The sequence below is a fragment of the Kitasatospora sp. NPDC023176 genome, from assembly GCF_055560495.1.
Genome location: NZ_JBVHIP010000001.1, coordinates 479132 through 505267 on the forward strand (window position 1 = coordinate 479132; position 26136 = coordinate 505267).

Annotated in this window: 21 protein-coding genes; 12 read left to right on the forward strand and 9 right to left on the reverse strand. The window is 74.3% G+C overall.

From position 1 onward, the window contains the following. Positions 1-4: 4 nt before the first annotated feature. Positions 5-1399, reverse strand: coding sequence for a CoA transferase (locus ACZ3YL_RS02470; RefSeq protein ID WP_465654839.1), 1395 nt, complete (start codon positions 1397-1399; stop codon positions 5-7). Between the two features lie 301 nt (positions 1400-1700). Here ACZ3YL_RS02470 and ACZ3YL_RS02475 point away from each other — a divergent pair, with 301 nt between their 5' ends. Beyond that, complete coding sequence (locus ACZ3YL_RS02475) at positions 1701-2396, forward strand: N-acyl homoserine lactonase family protein (protein WP_465654841.1); 696 nt, start codon at positions 1701-1703, stop codon at positions 2394-2396. Positions 2397-2547: 151 nt separating this feature from the next. Here the strand turns inward: ACZ3YL_RS02475 and ACZ3YL_RS02480 are convergent, their stop codons facing one another. Then, the gene (locus ACZ3YL_RS02480; protein WP_465654843.1) at positions 2548-3807 is read right to left on the reverse strand and encodes a cytochrome P450; all 1260 of its coding nucleotides are present in this window, start codon (positions 3805-3807) and stop codon (positions 2548-2550) included. 285 nt (positions 3808-4092) lie between these two features. On the opposite strand from ACZ3YL_RS02480, the gene ACZ3YL_RS02485 reads away from it, so the two are divergent. After that, complete coding sequence (locus ACZ3YL_RS02485) at positions 4093-5019, forward strand: hypothetical protein (RefSeq protein WP_465654845.1); 927 nt, start codon at positions 4093-4095, stop codon at positions 5017-5019. 316 nt (positions 5020-5335) lie between these two features. Here the strand turns inward: ACZ3YL_RS02485 and ACZ3YL_RS02490 are convergent, their stop codons facing one another. Beyond that, complete coding sequence (locus tag ACZ3YL_RS02490) at positions 5336-5656, reverse strand: zf-HC2 domain-containing protein (protein WP_465654847.1); 321 nt, start codon at positions 5654-5656, stop codon at positions 5336-5338. A gap of 55 nt (positions 5657-5711) precedes the next feature. On the opposite strand from ACZ3YL_RS02490, the gene ACZ3YL_RS02495 reads away from it, so the two are divergent. The 4 genes from ACZ3YL_RS02495 to ACZ3YL_RS02510 all read left to right on the forward strand — a co-directional run bounded on the left by ACZ3YL_RS02495 (position 5712) and on the right by ACZ3YL_RS02510 (position 10429). Next, positions 5712-6275 (forward strand): sigma-70 family RNA polymerase sigma factor, encoded by a 564-nt coding sequence (locus ACZ3YL_RS02495; RefSeq protein WP_188303108.1) that lies wholly within the window; start codon positions 5712-5714, stop codon positions 6273-6275. Between the two features lie 290 nt (positions 6276-6565). Continuing rightward, on the forward strand, positions 6566-7942 hold the full coding sequence (locus tag ACZ3YL_RS02500; RefSeq protein WP_188303107.1) for an MFS transporter: 1377 nt from the start codon (positions 6566-6568) through the stop codon (positions 7940-7942). A 75-nt stretch (positions 7943-8017) separates the two neighbouring features. Continuing rightward, entirely contained in the window at positions 8018-9376 is a 1359-nt protein-coding gene (locus ACZ3YL_RS02505; RefSeq protein ID WP_465654849.1) for a cytochrome P450 family protein, read from the forward strand. Positions 9377-9469: 93 nt separating this feature from the next. Beyond that, positions 9470-10429, forward strand: coding sequence for an L-tyrosine/L-tryptophan isonitrile synthase family protein (locus ACZ3YL_RS02510; RefSeq protein WP_465654851.1), 960 nt, complete (start codon positions 9470-9472; stop codon positions 10427-10429). On the opposite strand, the gene ACZ3YL_RS02515 is transcribed toward ACZ3YL_RS02510, so the two are convergent. Genes ACZ3YL_RS02515 through ACZ3YL_RS02525 form a run of 3 tightly spaced genes read right to left on the reverse strand, consistent with a single transcriptional unit; the run spans position 10423 to position 13448 of the window. Beyond that, positions 10423-11259 carry an ABC transporter ATP-binding protein gene (locus tag ACZ3YL_RS02515; protein ID WP_188303104.1) on the reverse strand — a complete coding sequence of 279 codons (837 nt, stop codon included), beginning with the start codon at positions 11257-11259 and terminating at the stop codon, positions 10423-10425. The two genes, ACZ3YL_RS02510 and ACZ3YL_RS02515, sit on opposite strands and share 7 nt — an antisense overlap. Then, positions 11256-12344, reverse strand: a complete 1089-nt coding sequence (locus ACZ3YL_RS02520) for a FecCD family ABC transporter permease (RefSeq protein ID WP_465654854.1) — start codon at positions 12342-12344, stop codon at positions 11256-11258. Before ACZ3YL_RS02520 ends, ACZ3YL_RS02515 begins: the two co-directional genes overlap by 4 nt. Before the next feature lie 3 nt (positions 12345-12347). Beyond that, on the reverse strand, positions 12348-13448 hold the full coding sequence (locus ACZ3YL_RS02525) for an ABC transporter substrate-binding protein (RefSeq protein ID WP_188303102.1): 1101 nt from the start codon (positions 13446-13448) through the stop codon (positions 12348-12350). A 142-nt stretch (positions 13449-13590) separates the two neighbouring features. Between ACZ3YL_RS02525 and ACZ3YL_RS02530 the strand changes: the two genes are divergently transcribed. Continuing rightward, positions 13591-14397 carry a helical backbone metal receptor gene (locus ACZ3YL_RS02530; RefSeq protein WP_223241816.1) on the forward strand — a complete coding sequence of 269 codons (807 nt, stop codon included), beginning with the start codon at positions 13591-13593 and terminating at the stop codon, positions 14395-14397. 49 nt (positions 14398-14446) lie between these two features. Next, positions 14447-15466: a transglycosylase SLT domain-containing protein gene (locus ACZ3YL_RS02535; RefSeq protein ID WP_465654856.1), complete on the forward strand. Its 1020-nt coding sequence runs from the start codon at positions 14447-14449 to the stop codon at positions 15464-15466. A 117-nt stretch (positions 15467-15583) separates the two neighbouring features. Here the strand turns inward: ACZ3YL_RS02535 and ACZ3YL_RS02540 are convergent, their stop codons facing one another. The 3 genes from ACZ3YL_RS02540 to ACZ3YL_RS02550 all read right to left on the reverse strand — a co-directional run bounded on the left by ACZ3YL_RS02540 (position 15584) and on the right by ACZ3YL_RS02550 (position 20992). Continuing rightward, positions 15584-17767, reverse strand: coding sequence for a hypothetical protein (locus tag ACZ3YL_RS02540; protein WP_465654858.1), 2184 nt, complete (start codon positions 17765-17767; stop codon positions 15584-15586). A gap of 204 nt (positions 17768-17971) precedes the next feature. Continuing rightward, complete coding sequence (locus tag ACZ3YL_RS02545; RefSeq protein WP_465655248.1) at positions 17972-19561, reverse strand: lipase maturation factor family protein; 1590 nt, start codon at positions 19559-19561, stop codon at positions 17972-17974. A 354-nt stretch (positions 19562-19915) separates the two neighbouring features. Next, positions 19916-20992: a GAF domain-containing protein gene (locus ACZ3YL_RS02550; protein ID WP_465654860.1), complete on the reverse strand. Its 1077-nt coding sequence runs from the start codon at positions 20990-20992 to the stop codon at positions 19916-19918. Positions 20993-21419: 427 nt separating this feature from the next. Here ACZ3YL_RS02550 and ACZ3YL_RS02555 point away from each other — a divergent pair, with 427 nt between their 5' ends. The 4 genes from ACZ3YL_RS02555 (at position 21420) to ACZ3YL_RS02570 (ending at position 26089) form a co-directional block, all read left to right on the forward strand. Beyond that, the gene (locus ACZ3YL_RS02555) at positions 21420-22766 is read left to right on the forward strand and encodes an acyl-CoA dehydrogenase family protein (protein WP_411292883.1); all 1347 of its coding nucleotides are present in this window, start codon (positions 21420-21422) and stop codon (positions 22764-22766) included. Positions 22767-23181: 415 nt separating this feature from the next. Next, positions 23182-25278, forward strand: coding sequence for a sensor histidine kinase (locus ACZ3YL_RS02560; RefSeq protein WP_465654862.1), 2097 nt, complete (start codon positions 23182-23184; stop codon positions 25276-25278). Continuing rightward, positions 25278-25709 (forward strand): roadblock/LC7 domain-containing protein, encoded by a 432-nt coding sequence (locus tag ACZ3YL_RS02565; protein ID WP_188307851.1) that lies wholly within the window; start codon positions 25278-25280, stop codon positions 25707-25709. Before ACZ3YL_RS02560 ends, ACZ3YL_RS02565 begins: the two co-directional genes overlap by 1 nt. Continuing rightward, positions 25706-26089, forward strand: a complete 384-nt coding sequence (locus ACZ3YL_RS02570) for a DUF742 domain-containing protein (protein ID WP_188307852.1) — start codon at positions 25706-25708, stop codon at positions 26087-26089. The genes ACZ3YL_RS02565 and ACZ3YL_RS02570 overlap by 4 nt, the downstream gene beginning before the upstream one ends. The last annotated feature ends 47 nt before the right edge of the window (positions 26090-26136 follow it).

Below are 26136 nucleotides of genomic sequence, written 5' to 3' on the forward strand. Positions count from 1 at the left end.
GCGCTCAGCGCCAGACCGGCGCGTCCGTCCCCCAGCGCCCGGGCGGGGTGGCCCAGTCGGTGGGTGCGCCGGCGTAGCCGATCGGCGGCAGGGCGTACCGCAGCCGCCCGTACGCCGAGTCGGTCTCGGAGAGCCAGCGCGCCGCCTCGTACCGCCCGGCGTCCGGGTGCGGCGGGTAGGTCGGTTCGGCCGGGATGCCGTGCAGCAGCCAGGAGGCCGTGCCGGCGAAGGAGAAGCGCAGGTGGCGGCCGCCGGGGCGGTGGGTGCGCTGCTCGGTGAGGGCGCGCAGCACGGCGGCGGCGAGGAGGTAGCCGGTGCCGTGGTCGAGCGCCTGGGCGGGCAGGGCGCCGGGTCGGCCGTCGGGGCCGGCCTCGTGGGCGGCGATGCCGACGCCGGCCTGGACCAGGCTGTCGAAGCCGCGGCGGCCGGCCCACGGACCGGTCCAGCCCCAGGCACAGATCTGGGCGAGGATCAGGTCGGGCCGGCGGGCGAACAGCGCCTCGGGAGCGAGGCCGAGGGCATCCAGCGAGCCGGGGCGGTAGGCGTTGACGACCACGTCGGCGGTGTCGAGCAGTCGCTCGAAGGTGGCTCGGTCGGTCGGGTCGGCGAGGTCGAGGCGGGTGGAGCGCTTGCCGAAGCCGGTGTCGGTGTGGGCGTCCTCGGCCTCGGGCAGCCGGGGCGAGTCGATCCGCAGCACGTCGGCGCCGAGCAGGGCGAGGGTGCGGGTGGCGACCGGTCCGGAGATCACCCGGCTGAGGTCGAGGACCCGGATCCCGGCGGCGGGCCGGTCCGCCGGGGCGGCGGCGAGCGGACGGACGGGCGCGGTGCCCATCTCCCGACACTCCACCAGGGGATGTACGGACGCACGCACCGGCGCGACGGCGACCGCGAGCGCCCCCGCCTCATACGCGCGCTCCTGCACCTGCTCGCCCGGCAGCTTGCCGAGCGCCCCGGCGAGTTGCTCGGGCCCGGCGTCGGGGGCGAGGTCGAGGACGGTGAGCAGCCGGTCGCGGTGGTGCGGGTAGTTGGCGTGGGTGCGGATCCAGCCGTCGGCGGTGCGCCAGAAACCGGAGAGCGGGGCGAAACCGACCGGCTTGCGGCCGTCGATCTCCAGGTGCCGCTCGCTGACGAAGGAGGTGGCGACCGCGCCCTCGTCCACCCGTACCGCGGGGACGGGCCCGCCGCCCCGGTGTGCGGCGAGTTCGGCCGCCGCCAACGAACAGGCGGCCACGGTGGCCCGGGCGAGCCGGCCCACCGGCAGACCGGAGGGCAGGCCGTCCTGGGGCCCCTGGAAGGCCACCCGATCCAGGAGGTCGGCCTGTCCGCCCAGGGCGGCCCAGACATCGGCGGTGGGGCGGTCGGCGGGCCCGTGCTCGGGCGAAGTCGGACGATCGGTCATGCCGGGCATTGTGCTCCGCATCCCGCGCACCCGCCGTGACGCACACCACCGCACACCACCGCACGCTGGTACCCGTCTCCGCGCGCCCCCGCGCTGCTCCGGCGGCCGCGGACCGCCGCCACCGGGCCGCAGCACCGCGCCGCACCGTACGTCAGCCCCTCCGCCGAGCGGGATTCCCGCAGCTGGGAGCGGGCCTGACGAGCGGACAGACGGACGCCCGGCGGGGGCTCGCAACCGCCGGATAGGGTGCGAAGGGCGGCCGCCTCGGCCGCCGCACGGGGGCGGAGCGACAAGGGGGAGCATGCACACGATCCGCCGTCTCGACCTGGGCTACATCGTCCGGCCGGCCGCCGAGGTGGGCGGCCCGGAGCCGCGCGTGGAACCGGTGCTCGCGTACCTGATCCGGAGCCCGGAGGGGCTGCTGCTGTTCGACACCGGGATCGGCGCGGGCTCACCGGAGACCGAGGCGCACTACCGCCCGGTCCGCCGCCCGCTGCCGGAGGCGCTCGCCGCGGCCGGCGTCGCGCTCTCGGACATCGACCTGGTGGTCAACTGCCACCTGCACTTCGACCACTGCGGCGGCAACCCGCTGTTCGCCGGGACGCCGGTCCTCGTCCAGGCCCGCGAACTGGCCGCCGCCCGGCGCGGCGACTACACCATCGACGGGCTGGTCGACTTCCCCGGCGCCGTCCACCGCGAACTCGACGGCGAGACGGAGGTCTGGCCCGGCGTCCGGGTGCTGCCCACCCCCGGGCACACCGATGGCCACCAGTCCCTACTGGTCGAACGGCTGGACGACTGCACGGTGCTGCTGGCCGGGCAGGCGTACGACTTCGCCTCCGAGTACGGTCAGGCGGTGCTGGCGCGGCAGGCGGCGCGCGAGGGGGTCGCGGCGCCGCTGCCCGGCTTCCGGCCCTGGCTGGACCGGGTCGCGGAGCACGGGCCGCGGCAGGTGATGTTCGCGCACGACCACGCGGTGTGGGAGCTGTCCGTCTAGTCCCGATGGTCCCGATGGTTCCGACCGGCTACCGACTGGTTTCCGACCCGTTCCGACGGAACGGCTGGGTTCAGCGGCTTCAGCCGGCCCAGCCGGTTCATCGGGCTCAGAAGGCTCAGAAGGCTCAGCGGGATCAGCGGGCTCAGCGGGCTCAGAAGGTGAAACGCAGCGAGCGGACCCGGTGGTCGAAACTGGACGGGGCGAGCACCGGCTCGCCCACCGACCGCGCCTCGGGCAGCCGGGTGAACAGCTCGCGGAACAGCGTCGTCATCTCCTGCCGGGCCAGGTGCGCGCCGAGGCAGTAGTGCGGTCCGCCCCCGCCGTAGCCGAGGTGGGGGTTGGGGGTGCGGGTGATGTCGAAGGCGTCGGGGTCGGGGAACACGGTCTCGTCCCGGTTCGCCGAGCCGTAGTACAGCACGACCTTCTCCCCCGCCCGCAGCAGCGGGCCGCCCGGCCCGCCGAGCTCGTGGTCGACGGCCACGGTCCGGCGGAACTGGACGATCGGCGTGGCGTGGCGGACGATCTCGTCCACCGCGCCGTCGAGCCGTCCGTCCAGGTCGGCGAGAAGCAGCGCGCGCTGCTCGGGGTGGACGGTCAGCAGGTGCAGACCGTGGGCGAGCGCGTTGCGGGTGGTCTCGACCCCGGCGACCAGCAGCAGGGAGAAGAAGGCGCCCAGCTCGCGGCCGGTGAGCCGGCGGCCGTCCAGGTCGGCGGTCACCAGGGCGGAGATCAGGTCCTCGGCCGGCCGGCGGCGGCGCTCGCGGCCGATCGCGGCGACGATGCCCTGCATCCGGGCGAGCGCCGCGAGCCCGCGCCCGGGCATCCGGAGCCGTCGGCGCAGCGGACGGGCCACCCCGATGTCCTCGGAGGTGCGGTTGACCAGTTCGAGGATGGTGCGGCGGGGGCGCTCCGGGACGCCCATCATGGTGCAGATCACCTGGAACGGGAGTTCGCCCGCGACCGCGCCGACGAAGTCCTCGGGCCGGTCGCGTTCGACTCCGTCCACCAGGGCGGCGCAGATGCGCCGGGCGTCCTCCTCGACCCGGCCGAGCAGGCGCGGGGTGAAGGCCCGGGAGACGATCCGGCGCAGCTGGGCGTGCCGGGGGTCGTCGAGGTTGACCATCGAGTCGCCGAACAGCAGCCGGACCCACCGGGCCGGTTCGGGGGTGGTCACGCCGGGTCCGGAGCGGAACACGGCGGGGGTGCGGCTGGCCTCGACCACGTCGGCGTGCCGGACCAGGGCGTGGAAGCCCCGGCCGGTGGCCCGGTCGCCGAAGTAGACCGGGGCGGGGAGGCGGCGCAGCTCGGCGAAGGCGGCGGCGCGGGCGGGGGCGGGCAGCTGCCAGAAGCGGGGGTCGGTGAGGTCGGGGGTGCCCGGTGTCGGGGTGGGGAGCTTCGTCGGCGTGTCCATGGCCGTGCCTCCTGTTTCCGGTGCTTCCGGTGCTTCCGGTGTCCGGCGCTTCCGCTCGGACGGTGTCCGGTGCTTCCACGCGGATTCGTTCCGGCGCGCACAGTCAGTGCCGGAATGTGCACTTTTAGTGAGAAGGAGGTAGGCGTGTCAAGCCGGATCGACGACTCCGTGAAGCAGTGCTAAGAGCGGCTGATCCGCTGAGCTGACGGGCCGGGCATGGTCTCACGGGCCGGAACCGGCCATCACCGGAGGGTGCGGTACAGGCGGGAGGTGGCGGGTGCGACGATGAGTGCCATCGTGATGACCGACCGGATCCGCCTGCTGCGCGCCGCGGTCTTCGCCGCGCTGTGCGTGGCGATGGCCGCCACGGCGCACGTCGCCATGGCCGGAGCCGGGGTCTCGCCACCGGTGCTGCTCTGCGCCTTCGGGGCCGTCCTCGGACTGACCTGGCTGCTGGCCGGGACGCGGCGCGGACTCGGGGTGATCAGCGTCTGGATGGTCGCGGCGCAGAGCGCGCTGCACCTGCTGTTCGAACACGCCGGGACGCTCGGCCGCGGCGGCGGTGGCCTCCGGCAGCTCGCCACCACGGACTGGGCCGCGCTGCTGCTCTGCAATCCGGACCGGACGGCCGGCGGGCTCTCGCCCGTCGAGCTGGCCCGGATGGCGGGCATCGACCCGGACGTGCCCCCGGCCGCCGGCGCCCTGCGCCCGATGACGGGGATGCACCACGGGGCGGCGGGGTCGGCCGACGGGATGGCCATGGACATGGGGCTGCCCGGGATGACGGGCATGTCGCACGTCATGCCCACGGGGGCCGGCCCCGCGTCGGCACACGGGATGACCGGCGGAATGTCGGGCGGAATGCCCGATGGGATGCCCGATGGGATGACCGGGGGAATGGCCCACGGGATGGCCCACGGCATGTCGCCCGGGATGGCCCTCGCCCACGTTCTGGCGGCGCTCGCCTGCGCCCTGCTGCTCTGGCGCGGTGATGCCGCGCTGGTCCGGGTCTTCGAGTTGCTCGCCGCGCTCGGGGCGGTGGTCGCCGGGGCACTGCTGCTCCCGCTGCTGACGCTGTTCGCGCGGCCCCTCGGGTACCGGCCGCCGGCCGCGCCCCGGCCCGCCGACCGGCAGGCCCGGCTGCCCCGGTCGGTGCTGCTCACGCATGCCGTGGTCCGGCGCGGACCGCCGGCGTTCGCCCTCGCCTGCTGACGCGCCCGACGCGCTCCTCCCCCTCCGGCCGGACTCCGGCCGATTCCGGGACCTCGGCGTCGGGCAGGTCGCCCTGCCGCGCCGTCGTGCCCCCGCGCCGCCACGTCCAGTGCCGTCGCGTTCCGCGCCGCCGTACCAACAGGGCTCGGGCCCGGGTCCGCTTCCGCCGTTACTCCCCCGGGAGGTGCGGTGCGCCGCGCGACCGGCCCATGGACGCCTGCGGTGCCGCCGTGCGCGGCGCCGCCCCCTGCCTTCCCCTCGGGACCTTCCCATGCCTCACTTCGACGGCGCACCGGTTCTCGCCGGCGCCACCGTCCTACCGCTCCGACGACTCCGGCCCCTCCCGGCGCTCCGACGGCTCCGGCCCCTCCCGGCGCTCCGACGGCTCCGGCCCCTCCGGCGCGTGGCCGACCGGACCGTCCAGTCCCAGCCGGGCCGACAGCCCGGCCGCCCACTCCGGTGCCGGCCCGTCGACGGCGGTGGCCCGTACCTGGGCGCGCAGTCGCTGAGCCCGGTCCAGCCAGTCCCGGCAGCCGGTGCAGCGCGCCAGGTGCTTGTCCAGCCGGGTGCCGGGCAGGCCGCTCGGCTCGCCGTCGAGCCGGGCGGACAGAGCGGTACGGAACTGCGCGCATCTCATACGACCATCGTCCCGCACCACGATCGGGCCGGGACCGGCCGGACCGGCGGCCGCCGTGGATGACGACCAGCTCACCGCGCTCGCGCTGACCGCCCGCTCGGGCCGGGCGGCGGACGTCGAGGCCTTTGTCCGGGCGACCCAACGGGACGTCTGGCGCTTCGTCGCCCACCTCACCGACGTCCAGTCCGCCGACGACCTCGCCCAGGAGACCTTCCTACGGGCCCTGCGCGGCCTCCCCGCCTTCGCCGGCCGCTCCTCGGCCCGCACCTGGCTGCTGTCGATCGCCCGTCGCACGGTGATCGACCGATACCGGATGGCCGCCGCCCGGCCGCGCTGCGCCGCCCTGCCGGACTGGCAGGAGGCGGCGGAACGGCAGGGCGGCACCCCGGCGGCCGGGTTCGAGGACGGGATCGCCCTCGGGGACCTGCTCGAACGGGTGCCCGCGCAGCGGCGGGAGGCCTTCGTACTGACCCAGGTGGTCGGCCTGAGCTACGCCGAGGCGGCCGAGGTCGCCGGGTGCCCGGTCGGCACCGTCCGCTCCCGGGTCGCCCGGGCTCGGGAGGAGTTGATAGCGCGCCTGCGGGCCGCCGAGGCCGGGGAACTCGCGGCGGCCTGCTGAGCGCCGCGCGGCGGGGGGCGGATGACAGATGACAGCAAACAGATAACAGATGGCAGATAACAGCTGACAGATTTCGAACTCTGTCAGCTGTTCGCTGCCGCCTGTCGCCTGTTGCCCGCCACTCGCCACACCCACCCCGCCGCCCTCTCCCACCCGCTCGCCCGCCCGCCCGACCGCCCGGAAAAAATCCCCCAAGTGTTCGGAACTGGAGCCCTCCCGCCTCCGACTGCTGTACCGGACACCGCCGCCGAGGCGGTGCCGGTACGGCAACGGGGGAACGGAGGACCTTCATGCGAGCACAAGACCCCTCGACCACGCCCGACCTGACTGACCGTCAGATCGAGCCGGTCGACCGGTGGAGCCTGGTCGTGGCCGCCGGGCTGCTCTCGTTCGTCGCGATGCTCGACATGAACGTGGTCAACCTGGCGCTCACCGACCTGGCCGCCGGCCTGCACGTCTCCGCCGGGGTCGCCCAGTGGGCCGTACTCGGCTACCAACTCCCGCTCATAGCCCTGCTGTTGCCCGCAGGCCGATGGCTGGACCAGGTCGGCACCCGGCCCGCGCTGCTGCTCGCGGTCAGCTGCTTCGCGACCTGCAGCGTGCTGGCCGCCCTCGCCCCGTGGGCGGGTTGGCTGATCGCCGCCCGGCTGCTGCAAGGTGCTTTCGGGGCCGTGCTGTTCGTACTGATGCCGGTGCTGGCCGCGACCTCCGTCCGGCCCGAGCTGCGCGGGCGGGCGATGAGCGTGCCCGCGACGCTGGGGCCGCTCGGCGCCGTCACCGGTCCGGTGGTCGGCGGCCTGCTGCTGGACCACTTCGGCTGGCGGGCCGTCTTCCTGGTCAAGCTGCCGATCTGCCTGGCGACCGTCCTGATCGTGCGCCGGCACGCCCCGCACGGCGGCCGGCTGCGGCTGCCCGAGCGGGGTTCGCTCGGCGACGCCGCCCTGATCGGCGCGGCCGTGGCGGCCGTCCTGCTGGGCCTCACCCTGGCGCCGACGGCCCCGCAGTGGCTGCTGCTCGCACTGCCCGCCGCGCCGCTGGTGCTGCTGTGGCTGCGCCGCCCGGGCGGGCGGCCGGTCGCCGAGGTGCTGCGGGCCGCCGGCACCGCCGGGGTGAACGCCTCGGTGCTCGCCCTCGCCGCAGGCTTCGCGGCCTGCCAGTACCTGCTGGTCCAGCACCTGCGCGGCCCGCACGGCGAGAGCGCCACCGCCACCGCGCTGACCATGCTGGCCTTCCCGCTCGGCATGGTGCTGGCCGGACGGGTCGGCGGACGGCTGGCGGACCGCTGGGGCGCCCGGCCGACGGCGCTCACCGGCGCCGCCGTCACCACCTGCGGCCTGGCGCTGCTCATCCCGGTGAACACCGGCTGGTCCAGCCTCGACATCGCCGCCCGGCTCGCCCTGGCCGGCGCCGGAATGGGCCTCAACGGCGGCCCCACCCAAGCACTGGTGATGACCGCCTCCCCGCCCGGGAAACTCGCCACCGCCGGCTCCGCCGTCCAGCTCTCCCGCAGCCTGGGCTTCGCCCTGGGCCCGGCCCTGGCCACCGCCGCCGCCCTGGCGGGCGACCGCGCCACCACCGGTACCCACGTGGGCATCGCCCTGGCCGCCACCGTTGCCGTCACCGCCGTGCCGCTGCTCGCGCTGCACCGCCGCCGTCCGCAGGCCTGAGGCCTGACACCTGAGGCCTGAGGCCCGAGAGCCGGGCCGCACAGACTCGTCCCCCTCACCGGAGGAAGCACACCCATGACCGACACCGCCCACACCCCTGCCACGCCCGACGCCCCGTCCGAGTCACAGTCCGAGGCCGCGCGCTGCCCGTACGGCTACGACCGCGACCGACTCCCCAGCCCCGTCCCGCTGTACGGCTCCGCCTACAAGACCGACCCGTACCCCCTCTACCGCCGGATGCGCGAGGCCGGGCCGGTGCACCGGGTGGAGTTCCCGAGCGGCATCCACGCCTGGCTGGTCACCGGCTACCAGGCCGCTCACGCGACCCTCAACGACCCCCGGCTCGGCAAGAACCACGCGCTGGGCAACGACGAATGGCGCCGGCTCGCGTCGATCATGCCGGAGCCGCAGCACTCCCAGCTCCAGGTCCACCTGCTGCACCAGGATCCGCCCAAGCACACCGTGATGCGCCGCCTGGTGCTGGACGCTTTCGCCCCGCGCCGGGTGGAGGCCCTGCGCCCGCGCCTGCGGGAACTCGCCGACGCCCTGGTGGACGAGCTGCCGGCCGTCGGCGGCGCCGATCTGGTGGCGGGCTTCGCGGCCCACTACCCCTTCCGGGTGCTGGCCGAAGTCATCGGCCTGCCGGCCGAGTTGGCCGCCCGCTTCGACCGGGACTGGGGCAAGGTGGTGCAGCCGGTCGGCCCGCAGGACCCGGGCCGTCCGGCGTACGAGGCGCGGCTGCGCGGGCTGCAGACGTACATCGCCGAGGTGGTCGCCCGCAAGGGGGCCGACTGCCGCACCCCCGGCTGGGACGAGGGCGAGGACCTGCTCGGCCGGCTCGTCGCCGCCCACGACGCGGGCGAGTTGAGCCGCGAGGAGCTGGATTCGATCGTGTTCCAGCTGCTGGTCGCCGGGCAGGAGCCGGTCACCAACCAGATCACCACCATGCTGATCACCCTGCTGCGCCACCCCGAGCAGCTCGACGCGCTGCGCGCGGGCCTCGACGAGCCCGGCCGACTGGCCCGGGCGGTGGAGGAACTGCTGCGCCACGACGCCGCGTTCGAGCTGACCACCTGGCGGTTCTTCGCCGAGGACAGCGAGCTGTTCGGCACCACCGTGCCGGCCGGCGACTCGGTGATCGTCTCGCTCTGCGCCGCCAACCGCGACGACGCGCAGTTCCCGGAGGCCGACCGCCTCGACCTCGACCGCACCCCGAACGCCCACCTCGCCTTCGGCCACGGCGTCCACTACTGCCCGGGCGCCGCCCTGGCCCGGGCCGAACTCCAGATCGCCATCGGCACCCTGCTCACCCGGCTGCCCGGACTGCGCCCCGCCGGTGCGCCCGGGGACGGCCTGGACGAACTCATCTGGATCCCCGCCGTCCTGGCCCGTGGGGTGAACCGGCTGCCAGTCGCCTACGACCGGCGAGGCTGAGCACCCGCCCATCCGCCATCAGTCGTCAGTCACCCGTCACCCGTCACCCGTCACCCGTCATCCATCGCCCGTCACCCGTGGAGGAGATCCATCATGCCGCCCGTCGGCACCGCCCCCGTCGTCACCAGTGCCCCCGAGCAGCGGTCGCCGGCTCAGCTCGCCGCCCGCATCCTGGGCCTGCTGCTTCCGCACCGCCGCGCCTCGGACCCTGAGTTCGACGCCCGGCCCGAGCACTTCCCCTTCCAGCTCGCCCAGTTGGCGGACTACATCGATGCCGATGAGCCGATCGTGTTCACCCTGCCGGGCTTCCCCTGCAAGTCGCCGAACCCGGCGAAGGTGCTCGGCCATCTGCCCGACGAGGGCGAGCGGTTGTCCCTGACCTTCCTCGACGACCTCTGCGCCAGGATCGGCCGGATCCACCCGCCCGGTGCCCGGATGCTGATCTGCTCCGACGGGCACATCTTCGGCGACCTGATCAACGTTCCCGACGAACACATAGACGAGTACTCCGACGAGTTGACCGCGATGATCCGGCGTGAGGACCTCCGCCACCTGGACACCTTCGACCTGCGCGCGGTGCTCGGCGACCTGCCGTACGACGAGAAGCGCGCCCGGGTCCACGAGCGGTACGCGCCGAGCGTCGAGGAGTTGCGCGAGCAGGTGGTGACCGAGCAGGAGACCCTGCGGCTCTACCGCGGCATCACCCGTTTCCTCACCGAGGACACCGTGGACTTCCCCGGCACCCGCTCCGCCCTGCAGCGGGACTGCCGCCGCCGCGCCTACGGAGTGATCCAGCGCAGCCGCGCCTGGGGCGAGTTGATCGCCGAGCAGCACCCCCGGTCGGTGCGGCTGTCGATCCACCCGCAGCCGGCCGGCGCGCCGAAGTTCGGCATCCGGCTGCTGGCGACACCCGACGCCTGGATGACGCCCTGGCACTCGGCAGTACTCCACCGCGTTGACGGCGGATGGGAGTTGCGGCGCAACGAGGAGGCGGCGCGGCTCGGCCGGCCGGTCCTGCGGGAGGGCCGGCCGAGCCACTACGAGGGCTACTGAACCCCGAGCCGCCGAACCCCGGGCTGCCGTTGACCCCCGGGCTGCGGCACCACGGAGTCCGCCGGGGAGCGGTGGTCGAAGGCGATCAACGGGTCACCGGTGAGCGGGTGTTCGACCACCGCGGCGCGTACGCCGAAGACCTCGGCCAGCAGCTCGGCGGTCAGCACCTCGCGCGGTGCCCCGGAGGCCACCAGGGCGCCGCGGTGCAGCACGTGGAGCCGGTCGCAGACCGAGGCGGCGGCGTTGAGGTCGTGCAGCGCGACCAGCGTGGTGCGCCGCTGTTCCCGGAGCAGGGCGAGGAGTTCGACCTGGTGCCGGACGTCCAGGTGGTTGGTCGGCTCGTCCAGCACCAGGACGTCCGGCTGCTGGGCGAGCGCGCGGGCCAGCAGCACCCGCTGCCGTTCGCCACCGGACAGTTGGGCGAACCGCCGGTCGGCGGCCGCGCTCATGCCGACCCGGGCCAGTGCCTCGGCGGTGATCCGGTGGTCCTCGGAGTCGTCGGCCGCGAAGGCCCGCTTGTACGGGGTACGGCCCATCGCCACCACCTCGCGCACACTCAACTCGAAGTCTCCGCCGCGCTCCTGGGGCAGCGCGCCGATGTGCCGGGCGGACTGCGCGGGCCGCAGCGCGGCGAGGTCCTGTCCCGCCAGCAGCACGCGCCCGGCGCTCGGCCGCAGGTGCCGGTAGACGGTGCGCAGCAGGCTGGACTTGCCGCTGCCGTTGGGTCCGACCAGCCCGGCGATCTCCCCCTCCTCGGCGACCAGATGGACCCCGGCCACCACCGTACGGCCGGCCAGGGCGACGCTCAGGTCCTCGACGGTGATCCTCAACTGCGCTCCAGTCGTCGGTCCAGCAGGTAGAGCAGGGTGGGGGCGCCGAGCACGGCGGTGACCACGCCGATCGGCAGTTCCTGGCCGTCCAGGGCGGTGCGGGCGACGGTGTCGACCACGGCCAGGAGGACGGCCCCGGTGAGGGCGGACAGCGGCAGCAGGCGCCGGTGGTCGCCGCCGACGAGCAGCCGGCAGACGTGTGGCACCATCAGTCCGACGAAGCCGATCGCCCCGGAGACGGCGACCAGCACCCCGGTGAGCACACTGGTGACGACGAACACCTCGCGGCGCAGCCGGGTCACGTCCACGCCGAGCCCGGCGGCCGTCTCGTCACCCATCAGCATCGCGTTGAGCCCCCGGGCGCGGGCCTGGAGCAGTGCCAGGCCGAGCGCCACGGCGACGGCGGGGATGGCGAGTTGGGCCCAGACGGCGCCGCCGAGGCTGCCCATCAGCCAGAACAGCACGCCCCGGGTCTGCTGCTCGTCGCTGGTCTGCAGGACGAGGTAGCTGGTGATGCCGCCGAGGAACTGGGCGATGCCGATGCCGGCCAGGACCAGCCGCAGCGGGGAGAAGCCGCCGCCGCGCCGGGCCAGCAGCCAGACCAGGGAGAACGCGCCGAGCGCGCCGGCGAAGGCCGCCAGGGAGACGGTGAGTCCGAGTGCGCTGCCGAAGGAGAGTTCGAGGCCGAAGGCGGTGCCGAGGACGATGGTGGCGACCGCCCCGAGGGAGGCGCCGGAGGAGATGCCGAGCAGGTAGGGGTCGGCGAGCGGGTTGCGCACCAGGGCCTGGACGGCGGTGCCCACCAGGCCGAGTCCGGCGCCCACCACGGCCGCCAACAGGGCGCAGGGGACGCGCAGTTGCCAGACGATGAGGTCGCGGGTGCCGGGTTCAGGGGCCCGGCCGGTGAGGTGGTGGACGACCACCGACCAGACCTCGCCGGGCGGGATGTCGACCGAGCCGAAGGAGACGGCGGCGGTCAGCGCGAGCACCAGGGCGACGGCGAGTGCCCCGGCCAGTGGCCCGGCCCGCAGGGTGCGGGCCGGGCGCCGGGCGTCCGGGGCCTCGGCTTGGACTGCCGAAGTCACCTGCTACTGCCCGTTCTCGACGGGGCCGGGCTTGACGAGGTCCGGGTGGACGGTGGCCGCGATCTGCCGGACGGCGTCGGCGTTGCGCACGCCCGCGATGGTGGTCACCTCGGAGCCGAGCCGCACGAAGTGCCCCTCCTGGACGGCCTTGAGGCCCTGGGTCGCCGGGAAGCTCCGCAGGAACGCCTCGGCGTCGTCGAAGGCCTTGCGGGTGGCCTCCTCGCTGCCCCGGTTGCGCACGGCCAGCTGGATCCAGTCCGGGTTCTTGGCGACGACGTCCTCCCAGGAGCCGGGCTTGAAGTCGGCGTCGCAGTCGGCGAACACGTTGCGGGCCCCGGCCTGGGTGATGACGGCGTTGGCCACCTGCCGCCCGCAGACCGCGACCGGCTGCTTCGTCCCGGCGTCGAAGTCGAAGACGAAGTAGCCGGGCCGCTTGTCCTCCGGGACCCCGGCGAGCGCGGTGCGGACCTCGCCGATCTGCTTCTCCATCCCGCTGACGAGTTCCTCGGCGCGGGCGCCGGTGCCGGTGACGGCGCCGAGGCGGCGGATGTCGTCCTCGACCCCGGCGAGGTCGGTGCGCGGCGCCTTGGCGGCCTTCGGGGTGCCGGCGCAGGCGGTGGAGAGGAGGTAGACGTGCTGGATGCCGGCCGCCGCGAACTCCGCCTCGGTGGGCCCGGTGGCGCCGCCCATCATCGGCATCGCGCCGAAGGTGTCGACGTAGAGGTCGGCGCCGGAGCCGAGCAGCTTCTCCTTGGGGACGGACTTGTCGCCGAGCACCGGCACCTTGGCACCCTGTTCGGCCAGCGCCGCCGGCAGGGTGCCCTTTCCGGGCGGGAAGCCGGTGCCGATCACCCGGTCGCCCGCGCCGAGTCGGAGCAGCATCTCCAGGCTCGCCGCGTTGCTGGTGACGATCCTCGTCGGGGCCTTGGCTATGGTCGTCTCCTTGCCCGCGCAGTCGGCGACCGTGACGGGGTAGCTCCCGGCCGGGCCGGCCTGGGCGGTGACGGCGGCGCTGGTGCCGCCACCACTGCTTCCGCCGCTTCCGCAGGCCGTGGCGAACAGGGCGACGGCGGCCGCGATACCGCAGACGACGCGAGGGCGCATGAGAACTCTCCTGGTCGGTGATCGTGCTGGGGACCCGCGCTGCGGACCCGGACCAGGTAGTCGGGCCGGGGCTCCGGTGGGTTCCCCGGACTTCCGGGACTTCTGACGGCCCCGTACGCGGGGCCGCGCGTAGGGTGGCCGGATGCCAGAGCTCTCCGACCCGCGCGACGACCTCGGCCTGCCGGTACGACTCGGGCCACGGCCGCCGCGCCGGGTGGTCTCACTGGTGCCCTCGCTGACCGAGGCCGTCGCCGCCACCGCACCCGGTCTCCTGGTCGGCGCCACCGACTGGTGCAGCCACCCGGCCGGGCTGGCGGTGACCCGGATCGGCGGCACCAAGAACCCCGACCTGCCGGGCGTCCTCGCGCTCGCCCCGGACCTCGTGATCGCCAACGACGAGGAGAACCGCCGCCCCGACCTGGACGCGCTGCGGGCGGCGGGGGTGCCGGTCTGGGTCACCGACATCCGCACCCTGGACGGCGCCTTCCGCTCCCTGGACCGGCTGCTCACCCTCGCCTGCCGACTGCCCCGCCCGGCCTGGCTGGACGAGGCGGAGGCGGCCTGGCGCGAGGTACGGCCGACGGCGGACGGCCCACGGGCGATCGTGCCGATCTGGCGCCGCCCGTGGATGGTGCTCGGCCGCGACACCTTCGCCGGGGACCTGCTGCACCGCCTCGGCCTGCGGCTCGTCCACGCCGGGCACCCCGAGCGCTACCCGGCGGTGCCGCTGCCCGAGCTGCTGGCGAGCCGTCCGGACCTGGTGGTGCTGCCGGACGAGCCGTACCGCTTCACCGCCGAGGACGGCCCGGAGGCGTTCCCCGGCGTCCCGGCCGCGCTGGTCAGCGGACGGCATCTGACCTGGTACGGACCGTCCCTGGTGACCGCTCCGACCGTCCTCCGGCAGGCGATCGACCACCCGTTCGCCGGGGGCAGAACGATCGCACCATAGGATGACCGCCACTCTCCGGGATCACCGGTGACAAGTGGGGGGACCACAGATGAAATCCAGCGCCACCCGGCGGACCACCGTGCTGGTATCCGCCGTCGCCGTCTCGACCGCCGTCCTGGCGGGCTGCGGCACCAAGAGCGCCGACCAGCACCCCGACGCGGCACCGGGCACCACGCTCGCGGCGGCCACCGCCACGCCGGGCGACACCGCGAGCGCGAGCCCGTCCGCCGACGCCACCCCGAGCGCCTCGGCCTCCGCGAGCCCCACCGCCTCGCACAGCCCGAGCGCCGGCGCGAGCAAGTCGGCGAAGTCCACGCCCAACGCCCAGGCCAGCAACGCCAAGGGCGGCGGCAACGCGGCCGGCGCACCCGCCACCCAGCCGCCCGTCGAGAAGCCCGCCATCCCCGCACCGGTGCCGACCGCCAAGGCCGGCGCCGTCGCCCTCCCGCCGCCGCCCGCGCCGCCGGCCGGACACGTGCCCCCGCTGCAGAGCGGCTGCCAGCCCAGCAAGCCGCAGCCGGACGAGCCCAAGGCCGCCGTCGCCACCGCCCTCACCTCGGCGGCCGGCCAGGCCCGGGTGCTCACCCTCAGCTCCGGCGGCACCGACAAGCTCCCGGCGCTGCCCGTCAACCTGGTCAAGGCGATCGCCTGGCAGGAGAGCGGCTGGCAGTCCGGCATCCTCGCCTGCGACGGCGGGATCGGCACCATGCAGGTCATGCCGAACACCGTCGCCTGGATGAACGGCAAGTACGGCACCACCTCCGACCCCAAGACGCTCGCCGGGAACGTCCAGCTCGGCACCCAGCTGCTCGACTGGCTGGTCGCCTACTACGGCGACTCCTCCTTCGGCGGCACGTACGACCTCTCCCCCGACCCGGCCACCGGCAAGACGCCGCTGCTGGACCTGGTCGTCTCGGCGTACAACGCGGGCGCGGGCAACGTCCACTACAACACCGTCACCGACCCGGCCACGGGCCAGGTCGTCGGCAGCCTGGACATCCCGAACCCGACCTACGTCTCCAACGTGAAGGCGCTGATGGCCTCCCAGCCCTGGAACAAGGCGGGCTGACCGACTCCCCGCACCACGGCCTACGACACCACGGCCGTACGGCACCGCGGCCGTACGGCACAGGGCCCGGGACGCCAGTGCGTCCCGGGCCCTGCGGCTCCGGCTGCTGCCCGGAGGTCAGCCGCGCGCGGCGGCGACGGCGGCGCCCAGCGCCTCCTTGATCCGGGGACCGAGGCGGGCGAAGCCCAGCTCCTTCATCGCCGCACGGAGCAACTCATCATCGCTCCGCCCGGTGCCGTCGGCGTCGATCCAGCGGACGACGGCGAGCAGTTCCTCCGCCGAGTAGGCGGTCACGGGCCGGCCGGGGGTGAAGTCCGGCTTCGCCGAACGGGCGGCGGGCACCTCGGCGACGGGCTCGGCCTCGGGCTCGGGCGCTACGACCTCGGCGACGACCTCGGGCTCCTCGGCCTCGACGGCCGGCTCCTCCACCTCAACGGCCTCGGCCTCGACGGCCGGCTCCTCCACCTCAACGGCCTCGGCCTCGACGGGGGGCGCCTCGGCAATGACCTCGGGCTCCTCAGCCACCACAGCCGGAGCCTCCTCGGCGACCTCGGCCTCGACCACCGGCTCCGCCACCTCGGCGGCGGGGGTCTCGGCCACCACGGCCGGAACCTCCTCGGCGGCCTCGACCTCGGCCTCGGCCTCGACCGGCGACTCGTCAACCTCGACGACCGCGACGACCTCCGGCTCAGCAGCCTCGACGGCGGGCACCTCGGCGACCGCCTCCGGCTCGACCTCAGCCACGACCTCAGCCTCGACCACGATCTCAGCGGCAGGCTCCTCGACTGCCTCCGGCTCCGCCGCGACCTCGTCCGCAGCTGCGGCCTCGGCCAGCGCTGCGGTCGCGGCGGCCACCAGGTCGTCAGCGGCCGGGGAGGGCGCCGGAAGGGAGACCACGGCAGCCGGGGCCTCCGCTTCCTCCTCCTCCACCGCAGCCGGCTCGGTCTCGGCGGCGTCCGCGTCCGCGCCCGACGCCGCCTCGACGGCCTCGGCTTCAGCCTCGACCTCGACCTCGTTCTCGGCAGCGGCAGCGGCAGCGGCAGCGGCAGCGGCAGCGGCAGCGGCGTCAACCTCGACGTCGGCCTCAACCTCGGCAGCGGCGTCAACCTCGGCAGCGGCCTCAGCGGTCTCAGCGGTCTCCTCGACCGGAACCGCCACCGGAGCCGGCGTCTCCTCCGTCAACCCGTCCCGCTGCCCACCGGCGAGCGCCTGACGCGCCGCGGCCTCGGCCTCCTCCTGGGAGGGCTCGGCCCCGGACGGCTCGACTTCGGTCTCGGTCTCCGCTTCGGCCTCGACCGACACATCGTCCGCAACCTCGCCCGCGACCTCGGCCTCCTCGGCCACCGGCGCCGCCAGCCCGTCCCGCTGCCCGCCCGCGAGCGCCTGGCGCGCCGCGTACGCGGCCTCGGCGGCGCGGCGGTCGGCCTTGGCGGCGGTGAGTTCGGCGAGCAGGTCGGCGAGGCCAGCCTCCTCGAGGGTGGCGCGCAGGCCGCGGATGGTGGGCAGGCGGTAGAGGGTGCCCTCGTCGGCGGCGAGCCGCTCGACCAGGTCGGCGAGTTCCGTGAAGGCGAGCCCGTCCAGGTCGTGGTCGGGCAGCAGCCGGGCGAGGTCGCGCAGGCCGGTGTTGATGGGTTCGAAGGCCTGGGCGGTGCGCTCGACCAGGTCGCCGTCGGCCGGCACGTTGGGCAGGGTGCCGGCGGGGGCGATGGCGGCCCAGGCGCGGCGCTCGATCTCGGCCGAGGTGAGTGCCTCGTGCAGGTCCTCGCGGCGGACCTTGCGGTCGTGGGCGAGGGCGGTGGCCTGCTTGCGCAGCGAGCGGCCGCGCAGCCAGGAGAGCTTGACGCCGTTCTCGCGGCGCCAGGTGCTGTCGGCGGTGGCGGCGGCGAGGGCGACGAGGTCGGCGTCGTAGGCGGCGCTGGTGAGGATGGCGGAGGTGCGGCGCACCCGCTGGAGCATCTCGACCAGCAGCACGGTCTTGGCGACGGTGTCGGGTTCGTCCAGCTTGACCTCGGCGGCCAGGGCGGTGACGGCCTCCCAGGTCTGCTGGAGGTCGCGGCCGCGCAGTTCGGCGAGCGCGGTGGACGCGGCGCGGGCGTCCTCGGGGGTGGCGACGGTGTCGACGGCCGCGTACCAGGCGTGGGTGTCGGCGCTGAGCGTGAAGGCCCCGAGTTCGGCGTAGCGGCCGAGATCCTCGCGGAGGTCGGGCTCCGCAGCGGCGTCCTGGGGGTCCTTGACGTCTGCGGCGTCGGCGACGTCCGCCGGGTCGGCTGCGTCGGCGTTGCGCGAGTGAAGCACTGTCATGTGAGGTCCGGTTCTGGGCGACGACGGCGGGGCTGACGGCGAGGGGGCGACGGACCGGGTGCGCGGGGCCCCTGGGGCGGGACCGGGGGGCGCGCGGTCGGGCCGCCGGGTGTGGACGCCCAGAATACGGGTGCCCGTTCGAGCCTTGCACGCACCCACCGCCGGGACGGGTCGGTGTCGTGTGCCATACCGCCCGCCTGGCCGCTACTCGGGAGGTCCACCCGGGTGGTGCGGTGGTGGTCCGGACGGGTGGCCCGGGTGCTCCGTGCGGGGTGGGCGTGGTCGCCGCAACCCGTCCAGGGGAACGGCGCGGAGGCCCCGGGCGGGGCGGTCCGGCGGGGGACGGCCGGGCGGCGGGTGGTGGCCGGCCCGGGCGAGGGTGGGCAGGTCGACCGGCGCGAGGTACTCGTGGAGCGCCGTGCGGTGCCACCAGGCGCCGGTCTCCCGCAGTTCGCGCCATCTGGTGAACCGGTAGAGGTGGAGGGTCGCCCGGACGTGGGTCGGCGGGGCGTCGGGGAAGGGGTTGTGGCGCAGCAGCCGCAGGGTCGCGCGGTCACCGGCCAGCAGGCGGGTGACGAAGGGCAGGAACCAGGGCCGGGCGTAGGCGGGCGAGATGCCGGCGAACCACATCAGCCAGTCCAGGCGCAGGTGGTAGGGGGCGTACTGGCGCGGGAGGCGGCGCACGTCGCCGGGTTTGCCCTTGAACCCGTATTCGCGCCAGACGGTGTGCGGGGTGAGGACGGCCTCGTCGGTGCCCTCGATCACGACCTCCTGGCGCAGGCGGTTGACGCTGCCGAACGCGCCGTAGGTGTTGACGAGGTGCAGCCGGTTGAAGGAGCGGTTCATCACCTGGCCGCGGGAGAGCAGGTTGCGGACCGGCCAGTAGCTGAGCACCAGGACGGCGGCGGTGACCGCGGCCACCAGCGCCTGGTACCAGACGGGCGCACCGGGGAGGTTCCGGGCGTGGCCGGGCAGGCCGAGGCGGCCCGGTTCGACGGCGGCGAGGGCGAGGACGACGGTGAGCCAGTTGAGCCAGGCGAAGTTGCCGGAGGCGATCAGCCACAGCTGGGTGGCGATCACGGCGCAGGCGGCGTAGCTCGCGACCGGCTGCGGGAGCAGCAGGCCGATCGGGACGAGGAGTTGGACGACGTGGTTGGCTGCCGCCTCGACCCGGTGCAGCGGGTCGGGCAGGTGGTGGAAGAACCAGCTGAGCGGTCCGGGCATGGGCTGGGTCTCGTGGTGGTAGCGCAGGCAGGTCAGGTCGCGCCAGCAGCTGTCGCCGCGCAGTTTGATCAGTCCGGCGCCGAACTCGACCCGGAAGACCAGCCAGCGCATCAGCCAGAGCACGGGGGTGGGCGGCGCGGTGTCGGCGTTGCCGAGGAAGGCGGCGAGGGAGCCGGCTTCGAGCAGCAGCGATTCCCAGCCGAAGGAGTACCAGGTCTGTCCGACGTTGACGATGGAGAGGTAGAGGGCCCAGAGCACCGCCCAGAGCAGGATCGACGCCCAGAGCGGTACTTCGTCGCCGAGCCCGGCCGCGACGGCGGCGGCCAGCGCGGCGCCGGTGAGGGCGACGGTGGCGAAGAAGCGGTCGCTGTAGTGGAGGTGGAAGAGGCCGGGTGCCCTGCGGAACGGGACCCGGGCGGTGAAGCGGGGCACCGGCAGCATGCCGTGGGTGCCGATGAGGGCGCGGAACTGCGCGGCGGCGGCGAGGAATCCGATCAGGTAGAGGCCGGCGAGCAGGCGCTGGACGAGCAGTCGGCTCAACCAGTAGTCGGGGGCGGCGAACCAGTCCATCCAGTCCATGCGGCCCATGCCTACCACCGGCGGCGCGCGGCCGGGCCCGGCCCGGGGTGCGGGCGACGGACGGTTCACCCGCTCGGCCGGGACGACGCGCCGTGGCCCGTACGGCCTCGGGTGAACTGCCACGGGCCGTAGTACGGCCTCGGGTGAACTACCTCAGGCCGTACGGCCTCGGGCGAACTGCCGTAGGCGGTACGGCCGGCCGCGTCCGCCCCGGAACGGCAACGTGGCGGGGAGCCTCTCCTCGGGGGTGAGAGGCGCCCCGCCACGGTGGTGGGCGGTACGGGTGGTGCGGTGGGCGGGTACGGCCGGGGGCCGTGGTGCCGCGCACGAGCGGCGGTCGGCCGCTCAGCTCGGCAGGACGAGTCCGGACCCGCCGGCGATGCCCGGTCGGCCGGTCGGGGTGGCGGCGCCGTTCTGCTGGAGCCGGTCGACCAGCAGCGCGGCCAGGGTGCCGAGTTCCTCCTCGGTGCGGGACTGGGCGGTGACGTCCATGCCGACGGTGAGGACGCCGTTGACCTGGCCGGTGCGCGCGACCCGCAGCGGGGTGCAGGTGAAGCTGAAGATCTGCTGGATGCGCTGCGCCTCGGGGCGGCCGGACTGGATCCGGACGTCGTTGAGGGCGGTGACGCGACCGGTGTGGTACGCCTCCGCGACGGCCTGCTGGAGGCCGGCCGCGCCGAGCTGCGGGTAGGCGGTGCCGATCGAGCCGTACGCCACCGGGGCGCCGAAGGTGTCGGCGTGCTGGGCGTTGGCGTAGCGGATCTCCTGGCCGGGGCCGTCGGTCAGCATGATGGGGAACGGGGAGCCGTCGAAGGCGGCGAACATCTCCTGCTGCTGGGCGAGGAGGTTGTCGCGCAGCCGGATCTCGGAGAGCAGCGCCTCGGCGAGGTGCTGGATGTCGCGCAGTCGCTCGCGCCCCCACTGCCGGGGTTCCCGGTCGAGGACGCAGACGGTGCCGATGACGGTGTTGGTGTCGTCGACGAGCGGGGCGCCGAGGTAGGCCCGGACACCGAGTTCGTCCACGACCGGGTTCCCGGCGAACCGGGGGTAGGCGAGGATGTCGTCCAGCGCGAGGGGTGAGCGCTGGGCGACCACGTGCGGGCAGAAGCCGTGACTCATCGGCATCTGCCGGGTGGGAAGGTCGAAGGCGATCCCCCGGTCCGCCCAGGAAGCGCCTTCTTCGGCCGCGATTTCACCGGAGTTTGGCGGAATGTAGAGCCCCCGGAACATCTGGCGCTCGTCGTTGATGAAGTTGACCATCGCGATGGGAGCGCGGGTGATGCTGGCTGCGAGGTGGGCGAAGCGGTCGAAGGCCTCGTCTGCGGAGGGTTCGTTGAGGCCCAGGCTGCGCAGCCTGCGGGTCCGCTCGGACTCCCCGGCAGCACCCGGGAACTGGCCTTGAGTGCTCATCACATCAGTCATGGCGCACATGTAATCAGACATCCGGGCGCCGCGGTGCTACCGGGACGGATCACCCCCGTTGCTGATGAACAGTCAAAGCAGCAGTTGAGCGACCACGCGGACGGGTGCGGGAGGAGGGGAAGGTCAATCCCCACCCGGAGCCATGACAAAACCCTCCGGCGGCGGGGTGGGCCGAATCCCGCCATTCCAAGATCAACTATGTGTGGACCCCATGTGCACATATGACAATGAGCCCTGCCGAAGACACGGACGGTAGTCCCCCAGGCTCCACGGGAGACCCCGGCCCAAGGTCCGCATGCACCGATGGCTTCGAAGCGATCGGCACCGCCACACCCCACACCCCCACCCGATCTCCCTGGGGGAACGGCCGGAGCGGCATCTACGGCGCGAACGGAGGCACGACACCACTGGAATGAGAGGACCAAGCATGGCGATGGACTACTTCACCGACGAACGACACGAGAGCCTCCGGGCGGAGGTGCGTGAGTTCGCGGAGAAGGAGGTGCGTCCTCAGGTGGCCAGAATGGAGGCCGACCGGGAGATCGAGTTCGAACTGTCGCGGGAGATCGCCCGCCGCGGCTGGATCGGTGTCACGATCCCGCGCGAGTTCGGCGGACTGGGGCTGGGACACCTCGCCAAGACCATCATCGTGGAGGAGCTGGCCCGGGTCAGCGGTGCGATGGGCGCGATGGCCCAGGCCTCGCAGCTCGGCGTCGCCAAGGTCATCCACTTCGGATCCAACGCCCAACGGCGCGAGTGGCTGCCGAAGTTCGCCTCCGGCGAGTCCCTGCCGACGATCGCGGTCACCGAGCCGGAGTCCGGCGGGCACGTGCTCGGCATGGGCGGCACCGCCCGCCGCGAGGGCGACGAGTACGTCCTCAACGGCCGCAAGGTGTTCGTCGGCAACTCGCACATCGGCGATGTCCACGGCGTGGTCTTCCGCACCGACCGGGGCAGCAAGGGACTGTCCGCCTTCCTGGTCGAGAGCGACCGGCCCGGCTTCCGCACCGGCACCATCGGCACCCAGGGCGGCCTGCACGGCTTCAGCTTCGGCGAGCTCGTCTTCGAGGACTGCCGCATCCCCGTCGGCAACCGGCTCGCCGAGGAGGGCCAGGGCCTCGACGTCGCCTACTCCTCCTCCACCCTGTACGGCCGGCTGAACCTGGGTGCCGTCGCCCTCGGCATCCACGTCGCCGTGGTGGAGGACACCGTGCGCTACGCCGAGGAGCGGGTGCTCTACGGCAAGCCGGTCAACCAGCTGAACAGCATCGCGCTGAAGCTCGGCGAGATGCAGTCCCGGCTGATGACGGCCAAGTTGGCCGCCTACCACGCCTCGCACCTGCTCGACCACGGCAAGGCCTGCGACGCGGAGCTGATGAACGCCAAGCTCGTCAACACCGAGTACGCGATGGACTCGGCGCGCCAGGCGATGGAGATCTTCGCCGCCCGCGGCACCCAGGAGGAGCACCACGTCATCCGCTACCTCCGGGACGCCACCCACATCTACGCCCCGGCCGGCACCTCGGACGTGCAGAAACTGCGGCTCGGGCAGGTGGCGGCGGGCACCTACGGCAGGCAGTGGTCGGCCGAGCTGTCCGAACTGACGAGCTGGGCCTGGACCGAGCTCAACGAGCGGGAGTCGCAGGCGCCGTCGGCGGACCGGCGCTACGGGCGCGGCGGCGCGGGCGGGCAGGGCGGCCAGCTCGGACAGGGCGGCCAGCTCGGGCTGGGCGGTCGGGGTGCCCGGGTGGTGCCGATCTCCGCGGCGAGCTGAGACCGGCCGCTGGGGACCGCCACCCGGATGGCGGCGAACTCTCGGTACAACGACTGTTGACCTGTTCCTGACGGCTCCCCGGAAGGCCCGCCCGGCCCACCGGGGGGCCGCTCCCGCTCCGCACCGCCCGCACTGAACTGCGGCGATCCGTCGGCGAACACTCCGACCGGGACCGACCGGTTCTGCCAGCAACCGTTCACATGTCGTCAGTTGATGTTGCGATGAGGGCACCTGGGACTGATAGGTTTCCTGCCGTCGGCGGCCGCGCTGAACCCCGCCCGGACGATGACACCACGTCACCCCGTCCGGCGACCCCGGCCTCGGCGCCCTGAAGCCCGGGCCGGGCCGCTCGGGGCCGACCCGCCGTTCGGCCCCGAGACCCGGCCTGCAACTCGGCCCTGCAGCAAGGAATCAGATGCCAGGCATATCGGCCCCCCACACGGGCCACCGCGCCGGCCGGTCCGGCTCCCTCCGCAGCTCGCTCCTCGCCCTCGCGCTGGTCCCCAGCCTGGGCCTGACCGCCGCCTGGGGCTACGCCGCCTACCTGCTGCGCGACGCCGGACACCGCACCGCACTACTGGCCGGCACCGCCGTCGTCGCCCTGGTGCTGCTGGTCAGCCTGGTCCGCGGCATCCGGGCCGCCCGCGCCCTCTCCGCCCGGCTGGCCGGACTGCGCACCGACACCCTCGCCCTCGCCCAGCGGGAGATCCCCGAGGTCGTCGGCCGGCTGCGCGCCGGAGAGCCGGTGCCCGCCCCGCCCACCTGGACGCCCTCCCGGCGGGTCGGCGACGAGGTCCAGCAGACCTCCGACGGCCTGGCCGCCGTCCGGCAGGCCGCCGTCGCCGCCATCGTCCACCAGGCCCAGGGCCGCGAGGGGACGAAGAAGGTCTTCCTCAACATCGCCCGCCGCACCCAGATCCTGATCCACCGGCAGATCAGCATGCTCGACGCGCTGGAGCGCGAGCACGAGGAACCCGAGCTGCTGCGCGAACTGTTCGCCGTCGACCATCTGGCCACCCGGATGCGGCGCAACGCCGAGAACCTGGTCATCCTCGGCGGCGCGCTGCCCGCCCGGCGCTGGCGCAACGCCGTGCCCGTGGTCAACGTGCTGCGCAGCGCCGTCTCCGAGACCGAGAACTACGCCCGGGTCGTCGTCCAGGGCGTGCCGCGCGCCTCGCTCAGCGGACAGGCCGTCGCCGACGTGATCCACCTGGTCGCCGAGCTGATCGAGAACGGTACGACCTTCTCCCCGCCGTACACCCAGGTGCAGGTCGCCGCGCAGGAGGTCCCCAAGGGCCTGGCGGTCGAGGTGGAGGACCGCGGCCTCGGCATGACCGAGGACGAGTACGAGCGGCTCAACGACTACCTGGCCAACCCGCCCGAGCTGGACGTCTCCGCGCTCGGCGACGACCTGCGGCTCGGCCTGTTCGTCGTCGCGCGACTGGCCGCCCGGCACGACATCCAGGTCACCCTGCGGCCCTCGCCGTACGGCGGCACCCGGGCCGTGGTGCTGGTGCCCGCGGCGCTGCTGGAGCAGGCCGAACAGCCCGCGGCGGTGCCCGGACTGCCGTCCGGCGCGCGGGTCACCCGCACCCCGGTGCCCGAACCGCGGCCGTCGGACGGGGACTTCGGTGAGGTCGACGAGGAGCTGACGGGCGCGCTCGCGGGAGTGCTCGGCGGGCTGCTCGGGGGTGCGCCGGCTGCTGATGCCGGTGTCGGTACCGGTACCCCTGTCGGTGCCGGCGCTCCCGAGGTGCCTCCCGTCGACTCCGGTGCGGCGGGCGGCGGTCTGATCATCGGTGAGCTGCTCGCGCGGCAGGACGGCGAGGGCGGCGGGACCGCCCCCGACGACTCCGGGCTGCCGGTCGGTGCCGAGATCCCCGGACTGCCCGGGGCCGTGGTGGTCCCCCGGCCCGCGATGCCGCGCCCGTACGACCTGCCGACCGGTCCGTCGGCGGAACTCGCCGCGCAGCTCGGTGCCGCGCACGCGGCGCCCGTCGAGCACGTCGAGCACGTCGTCGACGGCGCCGGCGATGCCGCTGCCGACCTCACCGCCGGCCTCCCGGCGGACGTCGCTCCCAGCCACGAACGCCCGCAGGAGGACCACGTGGAGCACGGCCCGGACGGCGAACTGCGCACCCCGCGGATCCTGCCGCAGCGGGTCCGCAACGCCAGCCTCGCCGAGCAGCTCCGCGAGGCCAACGCGCCCGGCACCATGATGCCGCCCGTCGCGCCGGCCCCTTCCCCGTTCCCCCAGTCGGCTCCGCCCGCCGCGTCCGCGCCGTACGGAGCCCACGCCGCCCCGACCGGACCGCGGTCCGGCGAGGCCGACGGCGCCTCACCGGCGCGCTCCCGCGCCACCATGGCCGCCATCCAGCGCGGCACCCGGAGCGCCCGCGCGGCCGGTACCGGACCGGACGCGCCCGCCACAGCCCCCCACCCGGCCGCAGCTCCCGCCCCCGGGGAAGCCGCGGAAGCCTCCGCCGTTCAGGAAGCCAAGGAACAGCAGTGATGACGCAGCAGACCGACACCCAGCGCGACCTCAACTGGCTGCTGGACCAGCTGGTGGCGCGGGTACCCGAGACCCGGCACGCCATCGTCCTCTCCGAGGACGGCCTGCTGGTCGGCATGTCGCAGGGCCTCGACCGGGCCGACGCCGAGCACCTGTCCGCCGTCGCCTCCGGCCTGCAGAGCCTGGCCCGCGGCGCCGGGCACCGCTTCAACGGCGGACGGGTCCGGCAGACCGTGGTCGAGATGGACCAGCTGTTCCTGTTCGTCACCACCGCCGGACAGGGCGCCCGGCTCGCCGTCCTCACCAGCGAGCAGGTGGACGCCGGGCTGATGGCCTACGAGATCAACATGCTGGTCAAGCAGGTCGGCCAGTACCTCACCGCGGCGCCGCGCAGCGACGCCGGCCAGACCGGCGCGGGTGGCGGTGCGTGACCGCCGCCGACGCCGACGAGGGCTGGTTCTACGACAAGGACGCCGGCCACCTGGTCCGTCCCTACGCGATCACCAACGGGCGCACCGGCCCGGTCCGTGACGGCTTCGCGCTGATCACCCTGGTGGTCACCGCCGACCCGCGCACCGACACCAGCCGGTTAACCCCCGAGCCGGCCGCGATCCTCGACCTGTGCCGCGAACGCCCGCTGGCCGTGGCCGAGATCGCGGCCACCATGGACCTGCCGGTGAGCGTGGTCAAGGTGCTGCTGGACGATCTGGCGGAAGCCCGGCTGATCCTCACCCGGGCCCCGGTCGCGCTCGCCGAGGCCCCGGACATCTCGCTCATCCAGGCCGTGATCGAGGGCGTCCGCAGACTCTGACCGGCCCCCGGCCGGACCGTCCGCCCTCCCCACAGCGTTCCAGCGCC

Coding starts and splice junctions, on each gene's coding strand:
- ACZ3YL_RS02470 (WP_465654839.1), bottom strand. CDS start 1,399: ATGACCGATCGTCCGACTTCGCCCGAGCACGGGCCCGCCGACCGCCCC.
- ACZ3YL_RS02475 (WP_465654841.1), top strand. CDS start 1,701: ATGCACACGATCCGCCGTCTCGACCTGGGCTACATCGTCCGGCCGGCC.
- ACZ3YL_RS02480 (WP_465654843.1), bottom strand. CDS start 3,807: ATGGACACGCCGACGAAGCTCCCCACCCCGACACCGGGCACCCCCGAC.
- ACZ3YL_RS02485 (WP_465654845.1), top strand. CDS start 4,093: ATGAGTGCCATCGTGATGACCGACCGGATCCGCCTGCTGCGCGCCGCG.
- ACZ3YL_RS02490 (WP_465654847.1), bottom strand. CDS start 5,656: ATGAGATGCGCGCAGTTCCGTACCGCTCTGTCCGCCCGGCTCGACGGC.
- ACZ3YL_RS02500 (WP_188303107.1), top strand. CDS start 6,566: ATGCGAGCACAAGACCCCTCGACCACGCCCGACCTGACTGACCGTCAG.
- ACZ3YL_RS02505 (WP_465654849.1), top strand. CDS start 8,018: ATGACCGACACCGCCCACACCCCTGCCACGCCCGACGCCCCGTCCGAG.
- ACZ3YL_RS02510 (WP_465654851.1), top strand. CDS start 9,470: ATGCCGCCCGTCGGCACCGCCCCCGTCGTCACCAGTGCCCCCGAGCAG.
- ACZ3YL_RS02525 (WP_188303102.1), bottom strand. CDS start 13,448: ATGCGCCCTCGCGTCGTCTGCGGTATCGCGGCCGCCGTCGCCCTGTTC.
- ACZ3YL_RS02530 (WP_223241816.1), top strand. CDS start 13,591: ATGCCAGAGCTCTCCGACCCGCGCGACGACCTCGGCCTGCCGGTACGA.
- ACZ3YL_RS02535 (WP_465654856.1), top strand. CDS start 14,447: ATGAAATCCAGCGCCACCCGGCGGACCACCGTGCTGGTATCCGCCGTC.
- ACZ3YL_RS02540 (WP_465654858.1), bottom strand. CDS start 17,767: ATGACAGTGCTTCACTCGCGCAACGCCGACGCAGCCGACCCGGCGGAC.
- ACZ3YL_RS02545 (WP_465655248.1), bottom strand. CDS start 19,561: ATGGACTGGTTCGCCGCCCCCGACTACTGGTTGAGCCGACTGCTCGTC.
- ACZ3YL_RS02550 (WP_465654860.1), bottom strand. CDS start 20,992: ATGACTGATGTGATGAGCACTCAAGGCCAGTTCCCGGGTGCTGCCGGG.
- ACZ3YL_RS02555 (WP_411292883.1), top strand. CDS start 21,420: ATGGCGATGGACTACTTCACCGACGAACGACACGAGAGCCTCCGGGCG.
- ACZ3YL_RS02560 (WP_465654862.1), top strand. CDS start 23,182: ATGCCAGGCATATCGGCCCCCCACACGGGCCACCGCGCCGGCCGGTCC.
- ACZ3YL_RS02565 (WP_188307851.1), top strand. CDS start 25,278: ATGACGCAGCAGACCGACACCCAGCGCGACCTCAACTGGCTGCTGGAC.